General features: G+C 42.7%; 13 protein-coding genes and 1 pseudogene. 7 read left to right on the top strand and 7 right to left on the bottom strand.

Annotated elements, in window-relative coordinates; all coding sequences use genetic code 11:
* Window positions 1-2 precede the first annotated feature (2 nt).
* Window positions 3-2,024: a sigma 54-interacting transcriptional regulator gene (locus tag AC4E8A_RS21385; protein WP_490195801.1), complete on the top strand. Its 2,022-nt coding sequence runs from the start codon at window positions 3-5 to the stop codon at window positions 2,022-2,024.
* A 331-nt stretch (window positions 2,025-2,355) separates the two neighbouring features.
* Here AC4E8A_RS21385 and AC4E8A_RS21380 read toward each other — a convergent pair whose 3' ends face one another.
* The 6 genes and pseudogenes from AC4E8A_RS21380 to AC4E8A_RS21355 form a co-directional block, all read right to left on the bottom strand.
* Entirely contained in the window at window positions 2,356-3,396 is a 1,041-nt protein-coding gene (locus tag AC4E8A_RS21380; RefSeq protein ID WP_490195800.1) for a C40 family peptidase, read from the bottom strand.
* 708 nt (window positions 3,397-4,104) lie between these two features.
* Window positions 4,105-4,833, bottom strand: coding sequence for an amino acid ABC transporter ATP-binding protein (locus AC4E8A_RS21375; RefSeq protein WP_490195799.1), 729 nt, complete (start codon window positions 4,831-4,833; stop codon window positions 4,105-4,107).
* On the bottom strand, window positions 4,830-5,474 hold the full coding sequence (locus AC4E8A_RS21370; protein ID WP_490195798.1) for an amino acid ABC transporter permease: 645 nt from the start codon (window positions 5,472-5,474) through the stop codon (window positions 4,830-4,832). Before AC4E8A_RS21370 ends, AC4E8A_RS21375 begins: the two co-directional genes overlap by 4 nt.
* Window positions 5,475-5,540: 66 nt before the next feature.
* Window positions 5,541-6,341: a transporter substrate-binding domain-containing protein gene (locus tag AC4E8A_RS21365; RefSeq protein ID WP_490195796.1), complete on the bottom strand. Its 801-nt coding sequence runs from the start codon at window positions 6,339-6,341 to the stop codon at window positions 5,541-5,543.
* Window positions 6,342-6,729: 388 nt separating this feature from the next.
* Window positions 6,730-7,880, bottom strand: a pseudogene (locus tag AC4E8A_RS21360) (IS3 family transposase).
* Between the two features lie 125 nt (window positions 7,881-8,005).
* On the bottom strand, window positions 8,006-10,393 hold the full coding sequence (locus AC4E8A_RS21355; protein ID WP_490195795.1) for an immune inhibitor A domain-containing protein: 2,388 nt from the start codon (window positions 10,391-10,393) through the stop codon (window positions 8,006-8,008).
* A 341-nt stretch (window positions 10,394-10,734) separates the two neighbouring features.
* Here AC4E8A_RS21355 and AC4E8A_RS21350 point away from each other — a divergent pair, with 341 nt between their 5' ends.
* The 6 genes from AC4E8A_RS21350 (at window position 10,735) to AC4E8A_RS21325 (ending at window position 15,294) form a co-directional block, all read left to right on the top strand.
* Window positions 10,735-11,280, top strand: a complete 546-nt coding sequence (locus tag AC4E8A_RS21350) for a signal peptidase I (protein WP_490195794.1) — start codon at window positions 10,735-10,737, stop codon at window positions 11,278-11,280.
* Window positions 11,281-11,334: 54 nt separating this feature from the next.
* Entirely contained in the window at window positions 11,335-12,084 is a 750-nt protein-coding gene (locus tag AC4E8A_RS21345) for a hypothetical protein (RefSeq protein WP_490195792.1), read from the top strand.
* Between the two features lie 66 nt (window positions 12,085-12,150).
* Entirely contained in the window at window positions 12,151-13,044 is an 894-nt protein-coding gene (locus AC4E8A_RS21340) for a hypothetical protein (RefSeq protein WP_490195790.1), read from the top strand.
* Window positions 13,045-13,210: 166 nt separating this feature from the next.
* Window positions 13,211-13,939, top strand: coding sequence for a hypothetical protein (locus AC4E8A_RS21335; protein WP_490195788.1), 729 nt, complete (start codon window positions 13,211-13,213; stop codon window positions 13,937-13,939).
* Window positions 13,940-14,788 carry a hypothetical protein gene (locus AC4E8A_RS21330; RefSeq protein ID WP_490195787.1) on the top strand — a complete coding sequence of 283 codons (849 nt, stop codon included), beginning with the start codon at window positions 13,940-13,942 and terminating at the stop codon, window positions 14,786-14,788. It begins immediately after the preceding gene.
* A gap of 77 nt (window positions 14,789-14,865) precedes the next feature.
* The gene (locus tag AC4E8A_RS21325; RefSeq protein ID WP_490195786.1) at window positions 14,866-15,294 is read left to right on the top strand and encodes a hypothetical protein; all 429 of its coding nucleotides are present in this window, start codon (window positions 14,866-14,868) and stop codon (window positions 15,292-15,294) included.
* A gap of 176 nt (window positions 15,295-15,470) precedes the next feature.
* Here AC4E8A_RS21325 and AC4E8A_RS21320 read toward each other — a convergent pair whose 3' ends face one another.
* Window positions 15,471-17,129 (bottom strand): M4 family metallopeptidase, encoded by a 1,659-nt coding sequence (locus AC4E8A_RS21320; RefSeq protein WP_490195785.1) that lies wholly within the window; start codon window positions 17,127-17,129, stop codon window positions 15,471-15,473.
* Window positions 17,130-17,189: the final 60 nt, after the last annotated feature.

The following is a 17,189-nucleotide window of genomic DNA, read 5'->3' as shown; positions in this document are numbered from 1 at the left end:
CCTTGACGAGAAAGCCGGCCGATTTGGCTGGTTTTTTCTTTTGGAAGGGAGATGCAGAACAAGAATCCGGCCTCCTGTCCCAAAGAGGAGATTTACCGGCATATATCGAATTAGGAAAGGAGAATGGAAACGGGGTGTTGACCGTGATGCAGAAGATTGTTTTTATCAGCTATTATCATCTAACGGAGAAGGTACAAAAGGTTGTGAAGGAACTGAATACCTCCATCCCGGTAGAGATCGTTGAAGTTGAATTGGGCGGATCTGAGGCATTGGCCAAAGAACTGGATGCCGATGAAGAAGTGGCTGTCATCGTATCGCCAAAAGGGCATGCTGAGTTTATCGGTGAACTAAAACAAACACCTCTGGTGATTGTGAACGTCTCAGACACAGATTTTCTTGTAGCTTTACATAAGGCGGCAGAAAAATCGAATGAAGTCGTCATCATGAGATACGGCAATATTTTTGAAGAGTTCCAGCCGTATGATCATTTATTTAATTTGACCATTCATTATGATAGATATCTGTCTACCGGGGAAGCGGCGGAGAAGGTGCAGCAGTGGGTTTGTAAAGGTGTGAAAACCATTATTGGTACCTCCGTCGTGTATAAGGAAGCTTTGAAAGCCGGGGCGCACGCTGTTTACTTATATTCAGCGAATACGCTTAAGGAGCAGATTCAGCAGGCCATGGAAATCGTGAAATCAAGAGAGCAGGATCAGGCAAAATTGAAATGGATCCAGGCAGCGATTGCGAGTACCAATCAGGCCGTCCTTTCCACTGATCATGATGGGAAAGTGACACTTGCAAATCAACAGGCTTTTGCCCTGTTGGAATTGAGTGGGAATGAAGTTCTGCAGCGAAATATCTCTGAATTTCTTCCGGGAGTGGAAACAGAACCTGTTTTGAAGAGTGGATACTCTGTTGAAAACCTGATCCTTGCGGAAAAGGAACTCATTGCCAATATCACTCCAATCAAAGTAGAGGATCGTATCATAGGTTCGGTCTTTTTCCTGCAGGAAATGTCCAAGGTGAGTGACGCTGAATCGAAAATACGAAAGGAACTGACGAAGAAGGGGCTTGTTGCCAGGTACCGCTTCAGCGATATTATTCATCAATCTGAAGTCGTTCGATCCGTCATCAAAAAAGCAAAAATTTATGCAAACACGGATTCTTCAATTTTAATTCAGGGGGAAACCGGGACAGGGAAAGAGTTATTTGCCCAGAGTATCCATAACGAAAGTCAGAGAAAGAGTCAGCCTTTCGTGGCGATCAACTGCAGCGCACTCCCTGAACAGCTGCTTGAGAGTGAATTGTTCGGATATGCCGATGGGGCGTTCACAGGTGCAAAAAAGGGTGGTAAAAGGGGGCTGTTTGAACTTGCCCACAGAGGAACGATCTTTTTAGATGAAATCGGTGAAATCAGCGAGAGCCTGCAAGCGAGGCTGCTGCGGGTGCTGCAAGAAAAAGAAATTATGAGGGTCGGCGGGGAATCAGTCATCCCGGTGGATGTCAGGATCATCAGTGCCACAAATCGGGACCTTCGCAACATGGTCGATTCACGAGCGTTTCGTGAAGATTTATATTATCGGTTGAACATCTTGGATTTGATCCTGCCTCCATTAAGGGAACGATGCGCTGATATCCCGCTGCTGGTGAAGCACTTTATTACGAAGAGCATTCCCGCCTTCGCCGAGATAATGGAAGAGCATCCTTCCGTTCTGGCAAGATTGAGGGATCTGCCTTGGAAAGGGAATATCCGGGAACTCGAAAATTTGGTGGAGCGGATGACCGTCATTTATTCACATGCGAAGGATGTCTCGATGGTAGAAGAAATAATTGAACAGTGGAGAGTCAGCCAGAACTATCAAGTGGGCATAGCGGCAGCTCCATTAGAAAGCAGGAAGGAACAGCTTGAACGGGAAACCATTCTATCCGTCTTAAATGAAGTCGGCGGAAGCAAAGAAAAGGCTGCAGAAAAACTTGGCATCAGCCGGTCGACACTTTGGCGGAAGTTGCAGAAGATTTAGAGGTCCGGCGACACATCTCAGGCTGGTGTTACTTCCCGTTCATTAAAACAAGTTTTTACAATAAGACGGTCTTCATGTTACTTTCGGAAAAAGTTCCCAGGGATGGATTTTTCCTTGGGTACCAGGCTTTTTCTATTTGAATGGAAGAGCGCTCTTTTCCTTCTTTTCAAGACCTTTCTGGTAAAAGATGATAGTGTTGTCGGGATTTATATAAAATCCACAACAAAGTTTACTGGAAGGGTCTAGGATACCCGTTGACACTGAAATTATGTGACAACCGTTGCTATTAACAAGAAACCACTGTTGACTCCAAGTCAACAGTGGTTTCTTGTTAATAGAACCTCTTAAATCCATCAAAATGAGATTTCCAATAGGAGTTATCAAGGCTTGAAATGGCTACGCCATCATCACCGGCATGGATGAATTGATTTCCGCCTAGGTAGATTCCAAGATGAGAGATTCCCTTTTTATATGTATTTTCGAAGAAGACCAGATCACCGACTTCAGGCTGGTTCACATAATACGAGCGGTTGTAGTATCCGCCGCTTGACAGTCTGCTCATCTGCAGGCCTGCTTTGTTATAAACGTAGTGGATGAAGCCGCTGCAGTCGAACCCTCCGGCAGAAGCCCCTCCCCAGGCATATGGCGTGCCCATATGGGATTTCGCTTCGCTGATAAGCTTTGCGGCATTAAATGATTTTCCAGTTGCAGGAGGGGCAGCCGCACTGCCTGCTTTCACTTTCAATTTCTGTCCTGCATAAATCATGTCGCTTCTCAATCCGTTCCACTCTTTCAACTGAGAGACCGACACTCCGAATGAACGTGCGATAACAGAGAGAGTATCACCGGACTGGATCGTATAAGTCTTTTCTGTCCCGCTCTCTTTTGGAGGAGCCGGGTTGCTCTGTGCAGGTTTGTCAGGAGCCGGTTTTGACGGAGAAACAGAAGCTGGGGCCCGTATTGTACCCTGACCTACAATGAGTTTATGGCCAGGAAAAATCAGATGGCCACTCAAATTATTCATCGCCCTTAGTTCTGCAAGAGTAATAGAATGCTTGTTGGCAATGCCGATCAGTGTATCGCCGGAAACGACCGTGTACTTCTTATCAATGGTTGGAAGCGGAATGTTCTCCTGAACCGGTGGCGGGGTATCGTTCCCTTGGGAAGTGACCTTTAATACCTGTTTTGGATAGATGACATCGGTTGTTAAACTATTTAGTTCTTTAAGTTTATTAACTGATGTACCGTACTTGCTGGCAATGGACCATAGTGAATCTCCACTGGCAACTGTATGGGAACTTGCCTCTGCAGCAACACCATACGCAGTGGAGATAACAGCAGTCGTGGCGACAGTAAACAACACTTTTTTCACATGATTTCCCCTTTTGTCATAATATAGTGAATTTATAAGTATTTTATCACGTTTACTGTTGGAAAAGTTCGTATTTAATGTAATATTCTACTATTCTTTTAGAAATAAAGTTTTAGCTTAGGAGCGGAAGATAGGTTTTAAGTCCCGTGCGGTTGTAAGACAGAGGAACTGTTCCTTCTAATTAAAGAAACCCTGCAGTGCCGTAAAGTCTGAAGAGTTCTTTTGATTCTGAGGCTGTGTAGATTCGGATTTGTGGGGACTAAAGGATTAAATGAGTTCAGAATAAGGTCGAACCTGGATACAAGCGTTTTGATGGTAAAGGGAGGCATTCATCAGTATTCTATCTTCTTCACATTTTTTGTGAGGTAATAGTAATCTCCTGTGGAAAAGGATCTTCAAAGTGGAGATATTTTCCCCGGGATATCAGGGTGCTTTTAACTAGATATAAATTCTTTTCCAGTTTTAATAGCTCCTTCTGTGCGGCACTTTCCTAGAGGTTCATGGAATTAATTGCCTTTTGCCGTTAAAGGTTAGTAGTAATCGGTGTGCTCATTCCTTATGTAATAAATTGCGAACTAATATTTAAGAAATATTGGGGTAACGTCTTCACTTTGATGCTGGATTTTAGGTGCAGGTACAATTGTATAACTAACTAAAAAAGCATCAGCCTTAGTGGCAGATGCTTTCTTAGTGGAGCGAACCCTCTTCCTATAATACTTTCCCAAGAAACGCCTTGGTCCTTGCATTTTGAGGATTGCCGAAGATTTCGCTGGGGATATTTTCTTCCACAATATACCCTCCATCCATAAATATGACGCGATCTCCAACTTCGCGGGCAAAGCCCATTTCATGAGTAACGACCACCATCGTCATTCCTTCACGTGCAAGGTCTTTCATTACTTCCAGCACTTCCCCGATCATTTCAGGGTCGAGTGCAGAAGTTGGTTCATCAAACAGCATGACCTTCGGCTCCATGGCGAGTGCTCTCGCGATGGCGACACGCTGCTTCTGCCCGCCGGAAAGTTCGCCTGGATAGCTTTCTGCTTTTTCTTCAAGGCCGACCTTTCGCAGGAGCTCTAAAGCTTTTTGTTTGGAGGATTCTTTATCGACACCCTTTGTTTTCATTGGGGCAAGAGTAATATTTTGAAGTACCGTTTTGTGAGGGAAGAGGTTGAAGTGCTGGAACACCATACCTGTTTCCTGACGGATTTTGTTAATGTTGATTTTAGGTTGGGTGATATCGTTTCCGTTCACGATGACCTGTCCGTCCGTAATTTCTTCCAGTTTATTCAGGCATCGCAGGAACGTACTTTTACCTGAACCTGATGGCCCGACTACGCAGACCACTTCTTGTTCTTTTACTTCGGTACTAATATCTTTAAGGACTTCCAGGTCCCCGAATGATTTCTTAAGATTTTTCACTTGTATGACACTCATCGCAATTCATATCTCCTTTCTACGAAGTCGCCTAGTTTGGTAAGAAGATAGATGAGGATAAAATACATGATTGCAACGACTCCCCAAATCTTAAAAGCTTCAAAGGTTGCCGATACGGCCGTCTGTCCTCTTTGCGTCAGCTCTGCAACGCTGATGACAGAAAGAAGTGACGTATCTTTTAGACTAATAATTGCCTGGTTTACAAAGGCTGGCATCATTCTTCTTAAAGCTTGGGGCAAAACGACATAACGCATTGTCTGCCCGCTTGAAAGCCCTAATGTCCGGGCTGCCTCTGTCTGTCCCTTATCAATGGATTGAATCCCTGCTCGAATAATTTCGGCGATATAGGCACCAGCATTGATAGTGATTCCAATGATACCGGCAGGAATGGGATCCAATGAAATAAAATCCAGAGAGTTCAAACCAAAATAAATGAAGAATAATTGAACAAGGAATGGAGTGCCCCGGACAAAGTTAATGAACCAAATCGCAATCCATTTTAAAGGTGCAATCGGAGACAAGCGGAAAAGCGCTATGATCAAACCGAGGATGAATCCTAACAGTAGACCAATAGCTGTTATATAAACAGTAACCTGTAATCCATCCCATAACATTGGGAGTATTTCAATTATGACATCCATGGCTTTGCTCCTTTCATGCTGTAAAATTTAAAAAGACAGCGCGCAAGAAGGGCGCGCTGAGTGGTCTTACTCTTCCAGGTATTTGTTTAGAATTTCATCATATTTGCCGCTGTCCCTGAGGCTTTGAAGACCGCTGTTGATTTTTTCCAGGAGTTCCTGGTTCTCGCCTTTTAATACCGCAATACCATATTGGTCCCCATTCAGGCGTTCTCCGACAGTTTTTAACCCAAGGTCCTTCGTTTTAATCGCATAGGCAATGACAGGGTAGTCCTCAATCAGAACGTCCGCATTTCCGTTTGCAACTTCCTGGAACATCGCTGGACTGTCATTGAACTGGCGGATTTCCGCTATGCCCACTTCATCTTTCAGCTCTTCAGCTTTATCAGCGCCTGTTGTACCATTCTTAACGGCGACAGTTTTACCTTTTAAATCATCAACGGTGGTAATGTCGTTTTTATCTTCTGAAACAACAAGTGTCAAACCTGCATCGAAATAAGGATCGGAAAAATCAACTTTTTCCTTTCGTTCATCAGTGATACTCATGCCCGCAATCGCAACATCAAGCTGATTGGCCTGAAGTGCAGGGATGATACCGCCGAAATCCATCGGCTTCAACTCGATTTCAAATCCTTCTTCTTCTGCAATCGCGTTGATAAGGTCAATATCAATTCCTTTATACTCTCCGCCTTCTTCAAATTCAAACGGAGGATAGGTAGTGTCAGTTCCAACAGTGTATGTAGTGCCGCCGCTGTCTCCTGAGCTTCCACCTTCATCACCGGTGCTGTTGTTTGCGGAGTTATTTGTTCCGCAAGCAGCCAAAATCAGCATTACTGCCATCAGAAAACCCGTTAGTTTTATTTTTTTCATCTAACCCCTCCAAAATAGTTTGAGTTTATTGACAATTCAGTACCGTTACAATGGTAACAAACTTTTACAACAAGTTTCAAAAGATAACACTTATTTTTAGCAGGTTAAGATTCAAATTCTATCTTGTCGTACTAACAAGTATATGCTTTGTCACCTATTGAGAAAGATCCTGCGAAATGAATTTCGCAGGATCTTTTCATAAATTTATTCAATATTCAATCTCTGATTTCAACTAGTTCTGCAATGACTATATTCGCCGGAAGGTAGGTGGACTTTAAGAGTCCTACGTTAGGAGCATAGTAATCAAGGCTTGAGCCGTCCCAAACCTCCACCGCATTGGTAAATGATAGACTGACATAGCGATTTGAGACACATATAAAACACCTCTTTAGGCTGCTTGCGCCCCAAATTCTTTGGGCGTCAGGTAGCCTAATTTTTCTAGGATACGGTCTTGGTTGTAATAGCGCATGTATTCATTGACCTTCTCCACGACCTGGATATTGTGGATCGAATTGAATTTGACGTACTGGAATTCCTCCGATTTGATATTGGAATGGAATGATTCAATGACCGCATTGTCCCAACAGTTTCTACGCCGTGACATACTACTGACCAGATGGCTCTTCTTGACCAACTCCTGGTACGCATACGAGGTGTAAACACTTCCTTGATCGGAGTGGATGATCACTCCTTCCGGGTTCCCAAGCATCTCCACGCCTCTTTTAAGGTTTCAATGACCAGCGGTGTCTGTTGGTGGTCGTACATTTTGTACGCGACAATTTCATTATTGAACAGGTCCATGATCGTCGACAGGTACATCGTTGAACTTCCATACTGGATATACGTGATATCCGTCACCCATTTTTGGTTCGGCGCAGAAGCCGTAAAATTGCGTTGTAGAAGATTCGGCGCTATGATGACAGATTCACCTTGTAATTTCCATTTCCGTTTTGGTTTGATCCGGCATTGCAAGTGATGCTTTTGCATAATGGATTGAACTGTATTGCGGTGCCGATCCAACTTGTACTCTTCCTTCAATAACTTCTTGATTTTCCGATGGCCAAAACGATACTTCGTTTTCTTGCACAACGCGATAATCGCTTCTTCCACTTCCTTCAATACGTGTGTGGGGCCTTCAGTGAGCCAGGCGGTACACTCAACACAGATAATATCGCTGTCACGGTATATACTTTTTTCGGTATTTTTCTACCAATTGAAGAATTAGTTCTTTTTCAACTCCTTTTTCATTTCCAAATACTTTTTTAAGATCTCATTCTCCATTTTCAAATGCGCATTTTGGCGATCTTTCTTCTCGTCTTCACTCGCGAATTCCGGCCCATGCCCAAAGGAATATTGCTTGCCAATGGGTTGGTCAAAGCGGTGGATTTCATTTTTCCGATACCATCTCATCCAGGTCTCAATCTGTGACTTATTTTTGATTCCGTGCTTCTCCATAATCTCTTTCGTTGTCAACTGGCCACTCATTTTGTCTTTCACAACGGCCCATTTCGTCTCACTTGAATATACGTTTTTGCCCATGCAAAAACACCTCCGTTTTTAGTACTTGTAGTAAGTGTACCATTTCGGAGGTGTTTTATATTGTCCCATTTAATTATGTTAGTCTAGTCACTAGTAAAGTGTGGAGGCTTTCTTTTTTATCAAAACTATCTCATTAAAGTGACTGATCCAACCGATTTATCCTTAGCCTGGTCATTCACAAGAACTTTCAAGCCGTAGTTTTCGATATTACGGCCAGCATCCGGCATGAAGATATTGTTGAAATCCTTGTTATCATTAAATAAAGGTATACCACGCTGCGGGCTTAAAGAAAGGCTTTGAAGCCCAGGATAATCTAAATTCAAACCTGATGTTGGCATAAAGTTGAACGCAGCATCAGCGATGTGGTATCGGGTGCTTGCCTGCTCACCTGTACTCCAAACCAGGTTTGTGTCATCATGCGCATCTACTACTCCAAGGAATCCGTCTCCTGGGTGAGTACCCGTCCAGTTATCTGTATACGTATCATCTACATACCATACAACCAATCCGCCATCATAACTCATCAAAGAGCTTCCGCGGGCAATATGAGCCAGGCCTTCGTCCACACCTTGATGATTTCGCCATTCTAATAAGTAGTAGTGATCGACATATTTATTACCGTCAGACTTAGTGAAACCATTCAACGTAAATGGAGTTTCAGAGCCTTCGCCTCCATCCGTAACCACCGTTACACCATCTGCGACAACTTTGATATTATCAGCGAAGAAGCCTACGTGTGATGTACCCCAGTCGGTAGCATAACGTAAACGCAATTTGATTTCTTTCCCGGCATATGAGGAGAGATCAAAAGTTTGTGCTTCCCATCCGTTTGAATTGCCAGAGAAACCAGGCATTGAGTTCAAAATGGTTGGGTAGCCTTCTGCCACAACATCACTGCGGGTGTTTTCATTGCCTATAGATTTCCATGTGGAACCGCCATCAGTTGACACTTGGACAAATCCAAAATCCCATTGCTCTTCTATGTCATACCATGCATCAAAAGTTAATGTGGCAGAGGACTTTCCAGTTAAATCAACGTCTGTAACCATATTGCTGTCTAGTTCATCAGATTGGCCGCCCCAATACTCATAAGTTCCTGACTTAGGAGAGTTAATGGCTGTTTTCTTTTGAGGCAGGTTCACTTGGATGGCCTGATTGTTTTGGCCGTTTGGCGTGTTGCCTTGATCCAGTAAGAAAGAGGCACCTTTTTTCGAGAGATCTTCAAAATCTACAACAGTTGGAACCGTCCAGTTACCGCCAAGAGTTGATTTTAAGTATGCCTTTGCCCAAGGAGAGAATCCAGTTGGCTCTGTTCCCGGGATTTTACCTGCCCAAGACCCTGATGCCATAATGGACCAATATCCAACTGCTTCACCCGTGCCGGAATATACAGTATCATATTCGTCAGGCAATCCAAGATCATGTCCATATTCATGGGCGAATACACCAGTTGCACCATCTTCCGGCATCATTGTGTAATCGTAGAATCCAGGGAGTCCTTTACCTAATCCATCTGGGTCTACCAATACTGCAGAGCGATGAGACCAGATAGAGTCATCTCCTAAAGAGCCGCCGCCAGCCTCTTGTCCCATTCCTGAGTGGATGATTTGCAGGTGATCGACCAATCCATCCGGCTCCCAGTAGTTTCCATCTCCATCAAGATCATGTGGATCTTCCAAATCATAATCTTCCAAAGGAATACCTGCTGCTTTTGCTGCTGTATAAACATCTTGTACTAATTGTTTTGAACCGCCAGGAGTGACGTTATCGTGCCCTGTGGCACGGTCTGCTCCGTAAAATTTAGCAGTGCCTGGAACCTTCAACCATCCGTATGCTTGTCCTTCGATAGTGTAAGTTCCTCCGGATTGTTCTTCATAAAATTGTTTTTGAGAAACGAAATTCTCTCCATTTGGCCCTGTTACACCATTATCACCAAAAATCATTTCCTCGAAATGTTCAGTGTTGTAATCCTCATAATAGTTATCCGTTTCATGAGGCTGGATGCGGTTATGTTCGAAATCGGAGTACTCTACCATAATCGTAAGTAGTTTTCCTTTTTTAACAACGCCAGGGGAAGGAGATTCTTCTACTGGTTTGGGATGCTGGGTCCTGCCTTGAAGTTTCCCTTTTTTACCATTCTGAGTCAATTCCTTGAAGTTTTCTTGTTTAGCAGACTCTGCAGCTTTAACAGCTGGGGCAATTGGATCATCTCCTAGAGTGTCACTTTCTGACTTTTGGCCCTTTAACTCAATATAGTCTTGTAATGCTTGCTGTTTTTTTGCTGGTGAAGCATTAGCAGAGATCTTCCCTTGCTTGATTAATGATGCTATCAAACGCTCATCATTAATTAAAGCTAAATCCAGGTCACCAGAATAATGAGAAGAATGAGACACTTTGGATTTTGTTACTTCCGTTAGTTCCTTTGCTCCTACAGACGAGACCCCAGGTATGCCTGAAAAGAGCGCCCCTGCTACTACTACTGTAGTTAATCCGGTTTTGAATAGCTTGTTCATAAATAACCCCCTGAAAAAGTATTTTGTTACACTTTACATACTATTCTAAAAAATTGCGCAATGGTAGGGGATCTTTTCATCAATTAACGACACATTATATAGAATAATAGTCTGCCAGAGAGCTTATTCTGCAGTGTAAAAAAAGGGGATGTTCCTTGGTATAACTGAATTTCTTTTACTTACTGCTCATATATGGCTGCAGTTAGAACATAAAGAATTATGGAGGAAATTGTCGTATTATAAAGAACGTTTTTGTTCGTTATATCGTTGACACTGGAAAAGAAGTCTAGTAGATTTGTGAATACAGACAGTTACTATTAAATCTCAAAGGATGTGGTTCATTGAAAAAAAAGGTAATAAAAGTTTTTTCCACCCTTATGTTTACATTGATAATTGGCAGTATCACTTTTCTATTATTCGCCACATATCAATCTCACAAGAATCCAAGCGAGATTCCTTCATTCTTTGGTTATAAGCCATTGACTGTTTTGACAAACAGTATGGTTCCAAAGATTAGTGCGGGAGATATGATCCTGTTGAAAGAGAAAGATGCTTCACTGCTACAAGAGGGGGATGTCATTACATTTCAACTGTCTGATAAAACATTGATTACCCATCGAATCGCAAAAGTAAATGAAGGTTCGTTCATGACGAAAGGTGACAATAACAATGTGGCAGATGAGTGGGAAGTAAAACCTCAAGACATCCTTGGACAAGTTGAACACACCATTCCGAATGCAGGGTATGCTGCCAAGTTTGTTACTAGTAAATTAGGGTTTTCATTGTTTATCCTGCTTCCGTTCCTTTTATTTATTCTTATAGAGGTTTACCAGAAGGTTTTCCGCTATTTGGATAAAAGAGAAGACACAGCAGCAAATGACCTATAGGTATTTATAGTTATATAAATATAAATCAATTATTATTGGGGAGGAAATTTAAAAATGAATAAAGTTAAAAAGGCGTTATTGGCTACTTCAATGGCAGGAGCACTAGTGGTAAGTGCAGGATATGGTACATATTCTTGGTTCACATCCAGTACAAGTGCAGTCGGGGATATTGATAACGGTACGTTGTCAGTTAATAATGGAGAAGCGATTTCCACTAAGCTATTTAGTGCAGCTAAGTTTGCACCATCTCAGGTGGTTACCGGGGAGTTTATCACTCTTGATAATACTGGTGATTTGGCACAAAATCTGAAGTTGACATATGAAGCTTCAGTTGATAAAGCACCTGCTGATCCTTACAAGATTTATTATATGGCATTTAAATACACAGCAAAGCCTGATATGGATGAAATGAATGATTGGAGAATGGCTTGGGAGAAAGGCTTCTATAATGGGAATCACAATCCTAGAACGATGGGTATCGCTTCTGCCTCAAAATCGGATATGCCTAGTCTTCCTAAAGGGGTAGAAGTGGTTACTGGAGAAGTAGCTGTTGAAGAAGCTGCATCTATAGCTTCCTTTAGTAAGTCAGCAGCTTCTGAGACAGGTGGAAGCAAAACTTTCAAAATTGGAAATGATGAATTCTTTACATTAAACGAAGATGAATATATCACTATGGCATTTGACGTAAAGCTGGATGATGGAGCAGGTAATGAATACCAAGGTGCGCAGTATGATGCAAACTTGATGGTTGAGGCAAAGCAAACAGACATGGGAGCAAAATATAAAAATAAAGAGAATAAGTGATAATTCCTTATGGTGGAAGGCAGTCGGTTTCCGGCTGCCTTACTCTTTAGAAAGGAGATTGTGATAGTGAAGAGCATTCTGTCTGCGAAATTGTCTCGCCTCTTTTCGAATAAACATTTAAAGATAGGAACCCTGTTCATCACAGCAATCATGGTATCTCTGTATCTTCTTGCTGTGACACTGACTTCCAGCCCGGGAACTTATGCTTGGTTTACTTCCCAAACCCAAGCTTCAGGCAGTATTCAAAACGCAACGACTTCTGATCTATTAGAAATACATACTTCTGAAATTGTTTATGGAGAGAACTGTTCAGTTAGTAATAGCCTATCAATCAAGAATATTTCTAATATGGACACGGTTGTGAAAATTTATCTTATAAGTCAAAATGGAGAAAAATCGATAGTAGAAAAACGGTTAAAGCCTGAGGAGACAGTGGAGAGTGACCCTGCAAAAGTTACTGACCGTTCAGCAGACTGTGAAACAGAGGAAATTGTGTATCGGGTACAAGCCTTTAAAAACTTTATCAATGAAACGCATAAGGTAATGATTGATCGTGAGCAGTTAAAGGCGACAATACAAGTTCAGGAAAAAGATGGACCAGTGAAGAAAGGATCTGAAACAGAGACTGCTGAAAATATACCAGCAGAAGCCACTAAAGAGGATTCTGCTTTAAATGAAGAAAATAGTGAAGTGGAGGAGGAAATTACGGAAGAAGCTACTAAAGAGGATTCAGTTACAAAAGAAGGTGATTTAGATTCTAATAACGAAACAGAAGAAAATGATCAAGAGCAAAATAAAGAAGAAGAGCCGAAGTTGCCTGAAAAAGAAGAACCAATAAAAGATGAAGATACGGAAGATGCTGACAAAGAAGAAGCGGGGGACAAGGGGATAGACACTGCAACTGATTCCCTTGGGGTTAAGATACAAGTCACTTCTCCCACTCCGGGAAGTGCACCATAATCAATTAGAATAAGTAAAGACCTCCAATGCTGCTGAGTTGGAGGTCTTTACTTATGAAATTACGGGGACAGCAAAACCTAGCTTCCTCGGTTTCATCTTCCTTTGATCTGGGTTAGTATAATAGAAGGAAATCCAAATATTGAAAATATGAGGATGAAAAGACTCTATGAAATCATTATGGATATTCATCATCATTGTTGCCGGAATCATCATCGGTTTTGGCTCGTACAGGGTCAGTACAGAAATTGTAGAATATCAGACCGCCACTTATCAGCCTGTTTATCCTTCACAGAATAATAGAGGTGAAGAGGCAGGGGAGAAGGCAGATATTCTTGCTATGGAGCCTCCACAAGATATAGACCGGCTCATCTCACATTCAGTTGACGGTACTGGCACGACAGATATCCCGCTTAACACGGAGGAACTGTTCGCTGTCCATGAGAGTGCACTGTATGTAAGGACGGATGTGGAAGAAGCATGGATGAAGGTGCCAGATGACGAGATGGCGGGCTATGCCCGGATCAGTGAATACCTTGGCACAATCTCCCAGGATAATATTTATGTTTCTGAGGAGTTCGCTGCTGTTGTTTATGGCGGCAGGGGATCGGAGAATATCAGTATAATCAGCACATATGATAAAGGTGTTTCCTGGTCAGTGGGCAGTATCTCCAAAACCGCGACACATGATTTGGAAAAAGGATATGACCAATTATATATCGATTTTTCAGAGGGAATGGCCGTAGGGTATCTCGCTGCGTTTCGCCGTTTTGGAACGAGCGGCGAAATTCAGGCATATCGAAGTGTCAATACTGGGGTTACTTGGGACCCAGTGACAGAAAATGATCAGCTTTACCCGGAAGTTCTCTCTCAGTTCGGGTTAAAGGCGGTGGAGTAGATGAAAAAAATGAAGATGATTGCATCTATAATCGTTGGCCTGCTTTTGATTTTTCAATCAGCCGTTATGGCTGCCCGTTCTTACAATGTTTATTTAGTTTATGATTGGATCTTTTACATCAATAATTATGTACTGATCATCCTGCTTTTGTATTTATTCTCCCGGATAAATACTTATGTCAAATGGGGCGTCCGAGGATGTGCGTTAGCGTTGATTGTGGCCAATACCACATTCTTCTATTATTTTGGAAACACGAACGTATTGAGTTCAAAGCCGGCAAGCGGGGAGCATGCTTTGATTTTAAAAGAATATAAGAATCTCAGGTATGAAACACTCAGGTTGGAGCCTTTTATACCGTTATTCGGCAGAGAGACGGATGTTTTAAAAGGCAGTTCCGATTATAAAGCGATTGAAAAAGATCAATATCAAGTGAAATGGGTGAGCGGGGACACGGCGATTTTCACCTATAAACGGAACAACGGTCCTTCATTGGAACAAATTATCGTTAACTTCAGAAGTTCCGATTATGTAAGTTATCAGTATGTTCTTGTGTCTTTGACCGGCAAATGGCAGGAAGAGGGCAATCAGGAAAACTACTTTATGTACGATCAGGGAGAAATTGTCTATGCCAAAAATGGAGAGCTTTATTACTACAGTGAGGAGAATACTGAACAGCAAGGGATCTTCTCTCTGATTGTTCATGGGAATGATTCTAAACCATCCTTTACAATAGTATTGAATGACGATGCCCAGTATGAAGAGAGCGGGCTCCTCCAAAAAGGAAGTACAATCACCATTTCCCCGGTATCTTTAGAGGAAGAAGAAGGAAAGGTTTATCACCGTGAATAGGGAAATCCATTCTATCCATAGGGAAGCATCAAGTGGTATACTCAACCTGGATATTATTTGAAAGTGGGAGGGATCAAATGAAGATACTTAAAAGACTTCTGATATTGGCAATAGTCCTTGGTGTTGGCGGGTACGCACTCTATCATTTCGGCACCGGCTTCGCTTCGGATAAGATTGTTGATTATGTCAACGATGAAATGGGAAAATCAGGTCAAGTGGAAGAGGCCAGGCGGCAGATTGCAGCTAATCCGGAGCTTAAAAAGTTTCTGGAAGAGGGACTGGAGAATGTCGATGAGAGCACCTTAGTTTATAAGACGAAAGAAGAAGCGGTTCAAGACGTCATCAAGAAGGTAGGCGTAAGTGAATTGATGGATCTGCAATCAAAGATATCAGATGGAGTGACAGCTGAGGAACAATCTGAGATATTGGCCATGCTTCAGAAAAATTTGAATGAGGACGAAATACTTGCGCTTAAATACTTGGCTAACCAGGAATTGAACCGGTAATAAGGGAGTACGGTTGGGAGAGGCAGTTCTTTTTAATGGAACTTTTTTGCTGTTTTTAAGTGAATTTTTTAAAAAATAGTGCTTCACCATTCACTTTTGAATGCAGCATTCTCTATCATAAATAGCCTGTAAGGAAAAACCTCTATCCAATGCGGACAGAGGTTTTTTATCAGTTATTATTCAGTAATCCCGACGGAATCAAAACCGCCGGCAGCTGCTGCGGCTTCAGGACTGTTTTCTCCATATAGGTCGACAGCTGATTGAATGATGGATTCACGGGCATGGCTGAAATCAGAGTCCGGTGTCAGGTACACGGTAAGGGCACGATAGTAGATTTGCCCGAGCTTTTCACGGCCGATGTTCTGTGCAGTCAGATAAGCCGCATGATTGATGATGGATGAGTTGATATGGACTCCTCCATTATCCAGGTTAGCAGGGAGGTCATAGTATTCATCCATGTGGGATGGGTACATGCCATCGCCATTGCCATATGGTACATAGTCTGCACCAACCGGGAATCGGCTTGGGTCGCTCAAGCTTCTAAGGGCATCCCTGCCGCTTTCTTTTGCAGCAGGGGCCATGATGTCTTCTCCCATTTCCCAATCAGAATCATCTATCAGAGCTCCAAAGATATCAGAGAATGCCTCATTCAGTGCACCTGATTGGAAACGGTAGACCAAGCCAGCGGAGTTGGAGGTTACACCATGAGCCATTTCATGTGCAGCAACGTCCAGTCCGGCCGATAGTGGGACCATGAATTCTCCGTCTCCATCTCCGTATACCATGTAAGTGCCATTCCAGAATGCATTGTTATAGTCTTCACCGTAATGGACGACTGACTGGATTGGCATGCCTTCACCATCCAGTGAGTTACGGCCATGTTCATTTAAATAATAGTTGTATACTGTTTCTGAATTGAACTGGGCATCAACAGCCGGGCGGTCATGGTCAGACATGAATGCAGCCCCTCTGCCTTCAAATACTTCAAGTCTATTATTTGAATAATCGTAGGTGATGATTCCTTCCAACCCTTTATGGCTGAAGTCTGCCATCTGGAACAATGTCCCTTGACGTGGTTTTTTGTCTGTGGAAATATGTATCCTTCGCAAATCTCCCAGTACTCCGAGTCCGACTCCGCTTATAGTCTTGATTTTATCAGCATGCATGATGGCATTATATTTATCAATGACTTTACCGGTTTTGGCATCGATGAACACAAACCAGTTGCCGGGTTCATCACCAAGGAAGCTGAGATTCACTTTATGTGCTAAGTGATTTTCACCTTCGAATGGGTAGATGACAAGTTCGGCAGTCGGGCGTTGATCCAGGATGGCAGGAGCTTTGACGGAAGCTTTCGCTGTATTGAGAGCATCTGTGAGTGAAACGGATGGGGTGGTATCCATGCTGCTTTTTTCTATTTGATCATTGTGGGCACCATTGACGGACGTGATTTCATTTTCGGCGTTGTAGTGGACGATGACTTCTGCCCCTTCTACTGGAACACCGTTCTTTGTTTGATTGAAACGGATATGGGTCATGCCGAGTTCATCTTTTTCAGCCTTTTTGGCTTTCAGTTCGGCTTTAGGGTTCTTGAGGTTAAGCTTCGTTTTATTTTCCTGGAGGTAGCTAAGGGCATCACTTGCTGTTGCGGTTGAACGTTTGGTGGTTTGCTTTTCTTTCACAAAAAGGGGAACATTGGCTGTTTCATTCCACTGCTTCACGGCAGCCTTTTGAATTGTCGCTTCAGGCTGGACAGCGAGAACATTACTGTAAGGAAGGGAAGCAGAGATCAGCCCTGCAGATAGAACAAGTGGTGCAATCATTTTCTTATTCAAACAAATTCCTCCTTTATATATGTTAGTACAAGTATAAAAGGAGGGAGGACTAATTGCATG

The sequence above is a fragment of the Bacillus sp. SRL337 genome (genome assembly GCF_984799155.1).
Note: the sequence above shows the minus strand (reverse complement) of the source record. Positions and strands in the feature narration are given on the sequence as shown.

Bases quoted from the DNA above. Each gene is read 5' to 3' on its own strand.
- AC4E8A_RS21375 (WP_490195799.1), bottom strand. From the start codon at position 4,833: ATGAGTGTCATACAAGTGAAAAATCTTAAGAAATCATTCGGGGACCTG.
- AC4E8A_RS21370 (WP_490195798.1), bottom strand. From the start codon at position 5,474: ATGGATGTCATAATTGAAATACTCCCAATGTTATGGGATGGATTACAG.
- AC4E8A_RS21365 (WP_490195796.1), bottom strand. From the start codon at position 6,341: ATGAAAAAAATAAAACTAACGGGTTTTCTGATGGCAGTAATGCTGATT.
- AC4E8A_RS21355 (WP_490195795.1), bottom strand. From the start codon at position 10,393: ATGAACAAGCTATTCAAAACCGGATTAACTACAGTAGTAGTAGCAGGG.
- AC4E8A_RS21345 (WP_490195792.1), top strand. From the start codon at position 11,335: ATGAATAAAGTTAAAAAGGCGTTATTGGCTACTTCAATGGCAGGAGCA.
- AC4E8A_RS21335 (WP_490195788.1), top strand. From the start codon at position 13,211: ATGAAATCATTATGGATATTCATCATCATTGTTGCCGGAATCATCATC.
- AC4E8A_RS21330 (WP_490195787.1), top strand. From the start codon at position 13,940: ATGAAAAAAATGAAGATGATTGCATCTATAATCGTTGGCCTGCTTTTG.
- AC4E8A_RS21325 (WP_490195786.1), top strand. From the start codon at position 14,866: ATGAAGATACTTAAAAGACTTCTGATATTGGCAATAGTCCTTGGTGTT.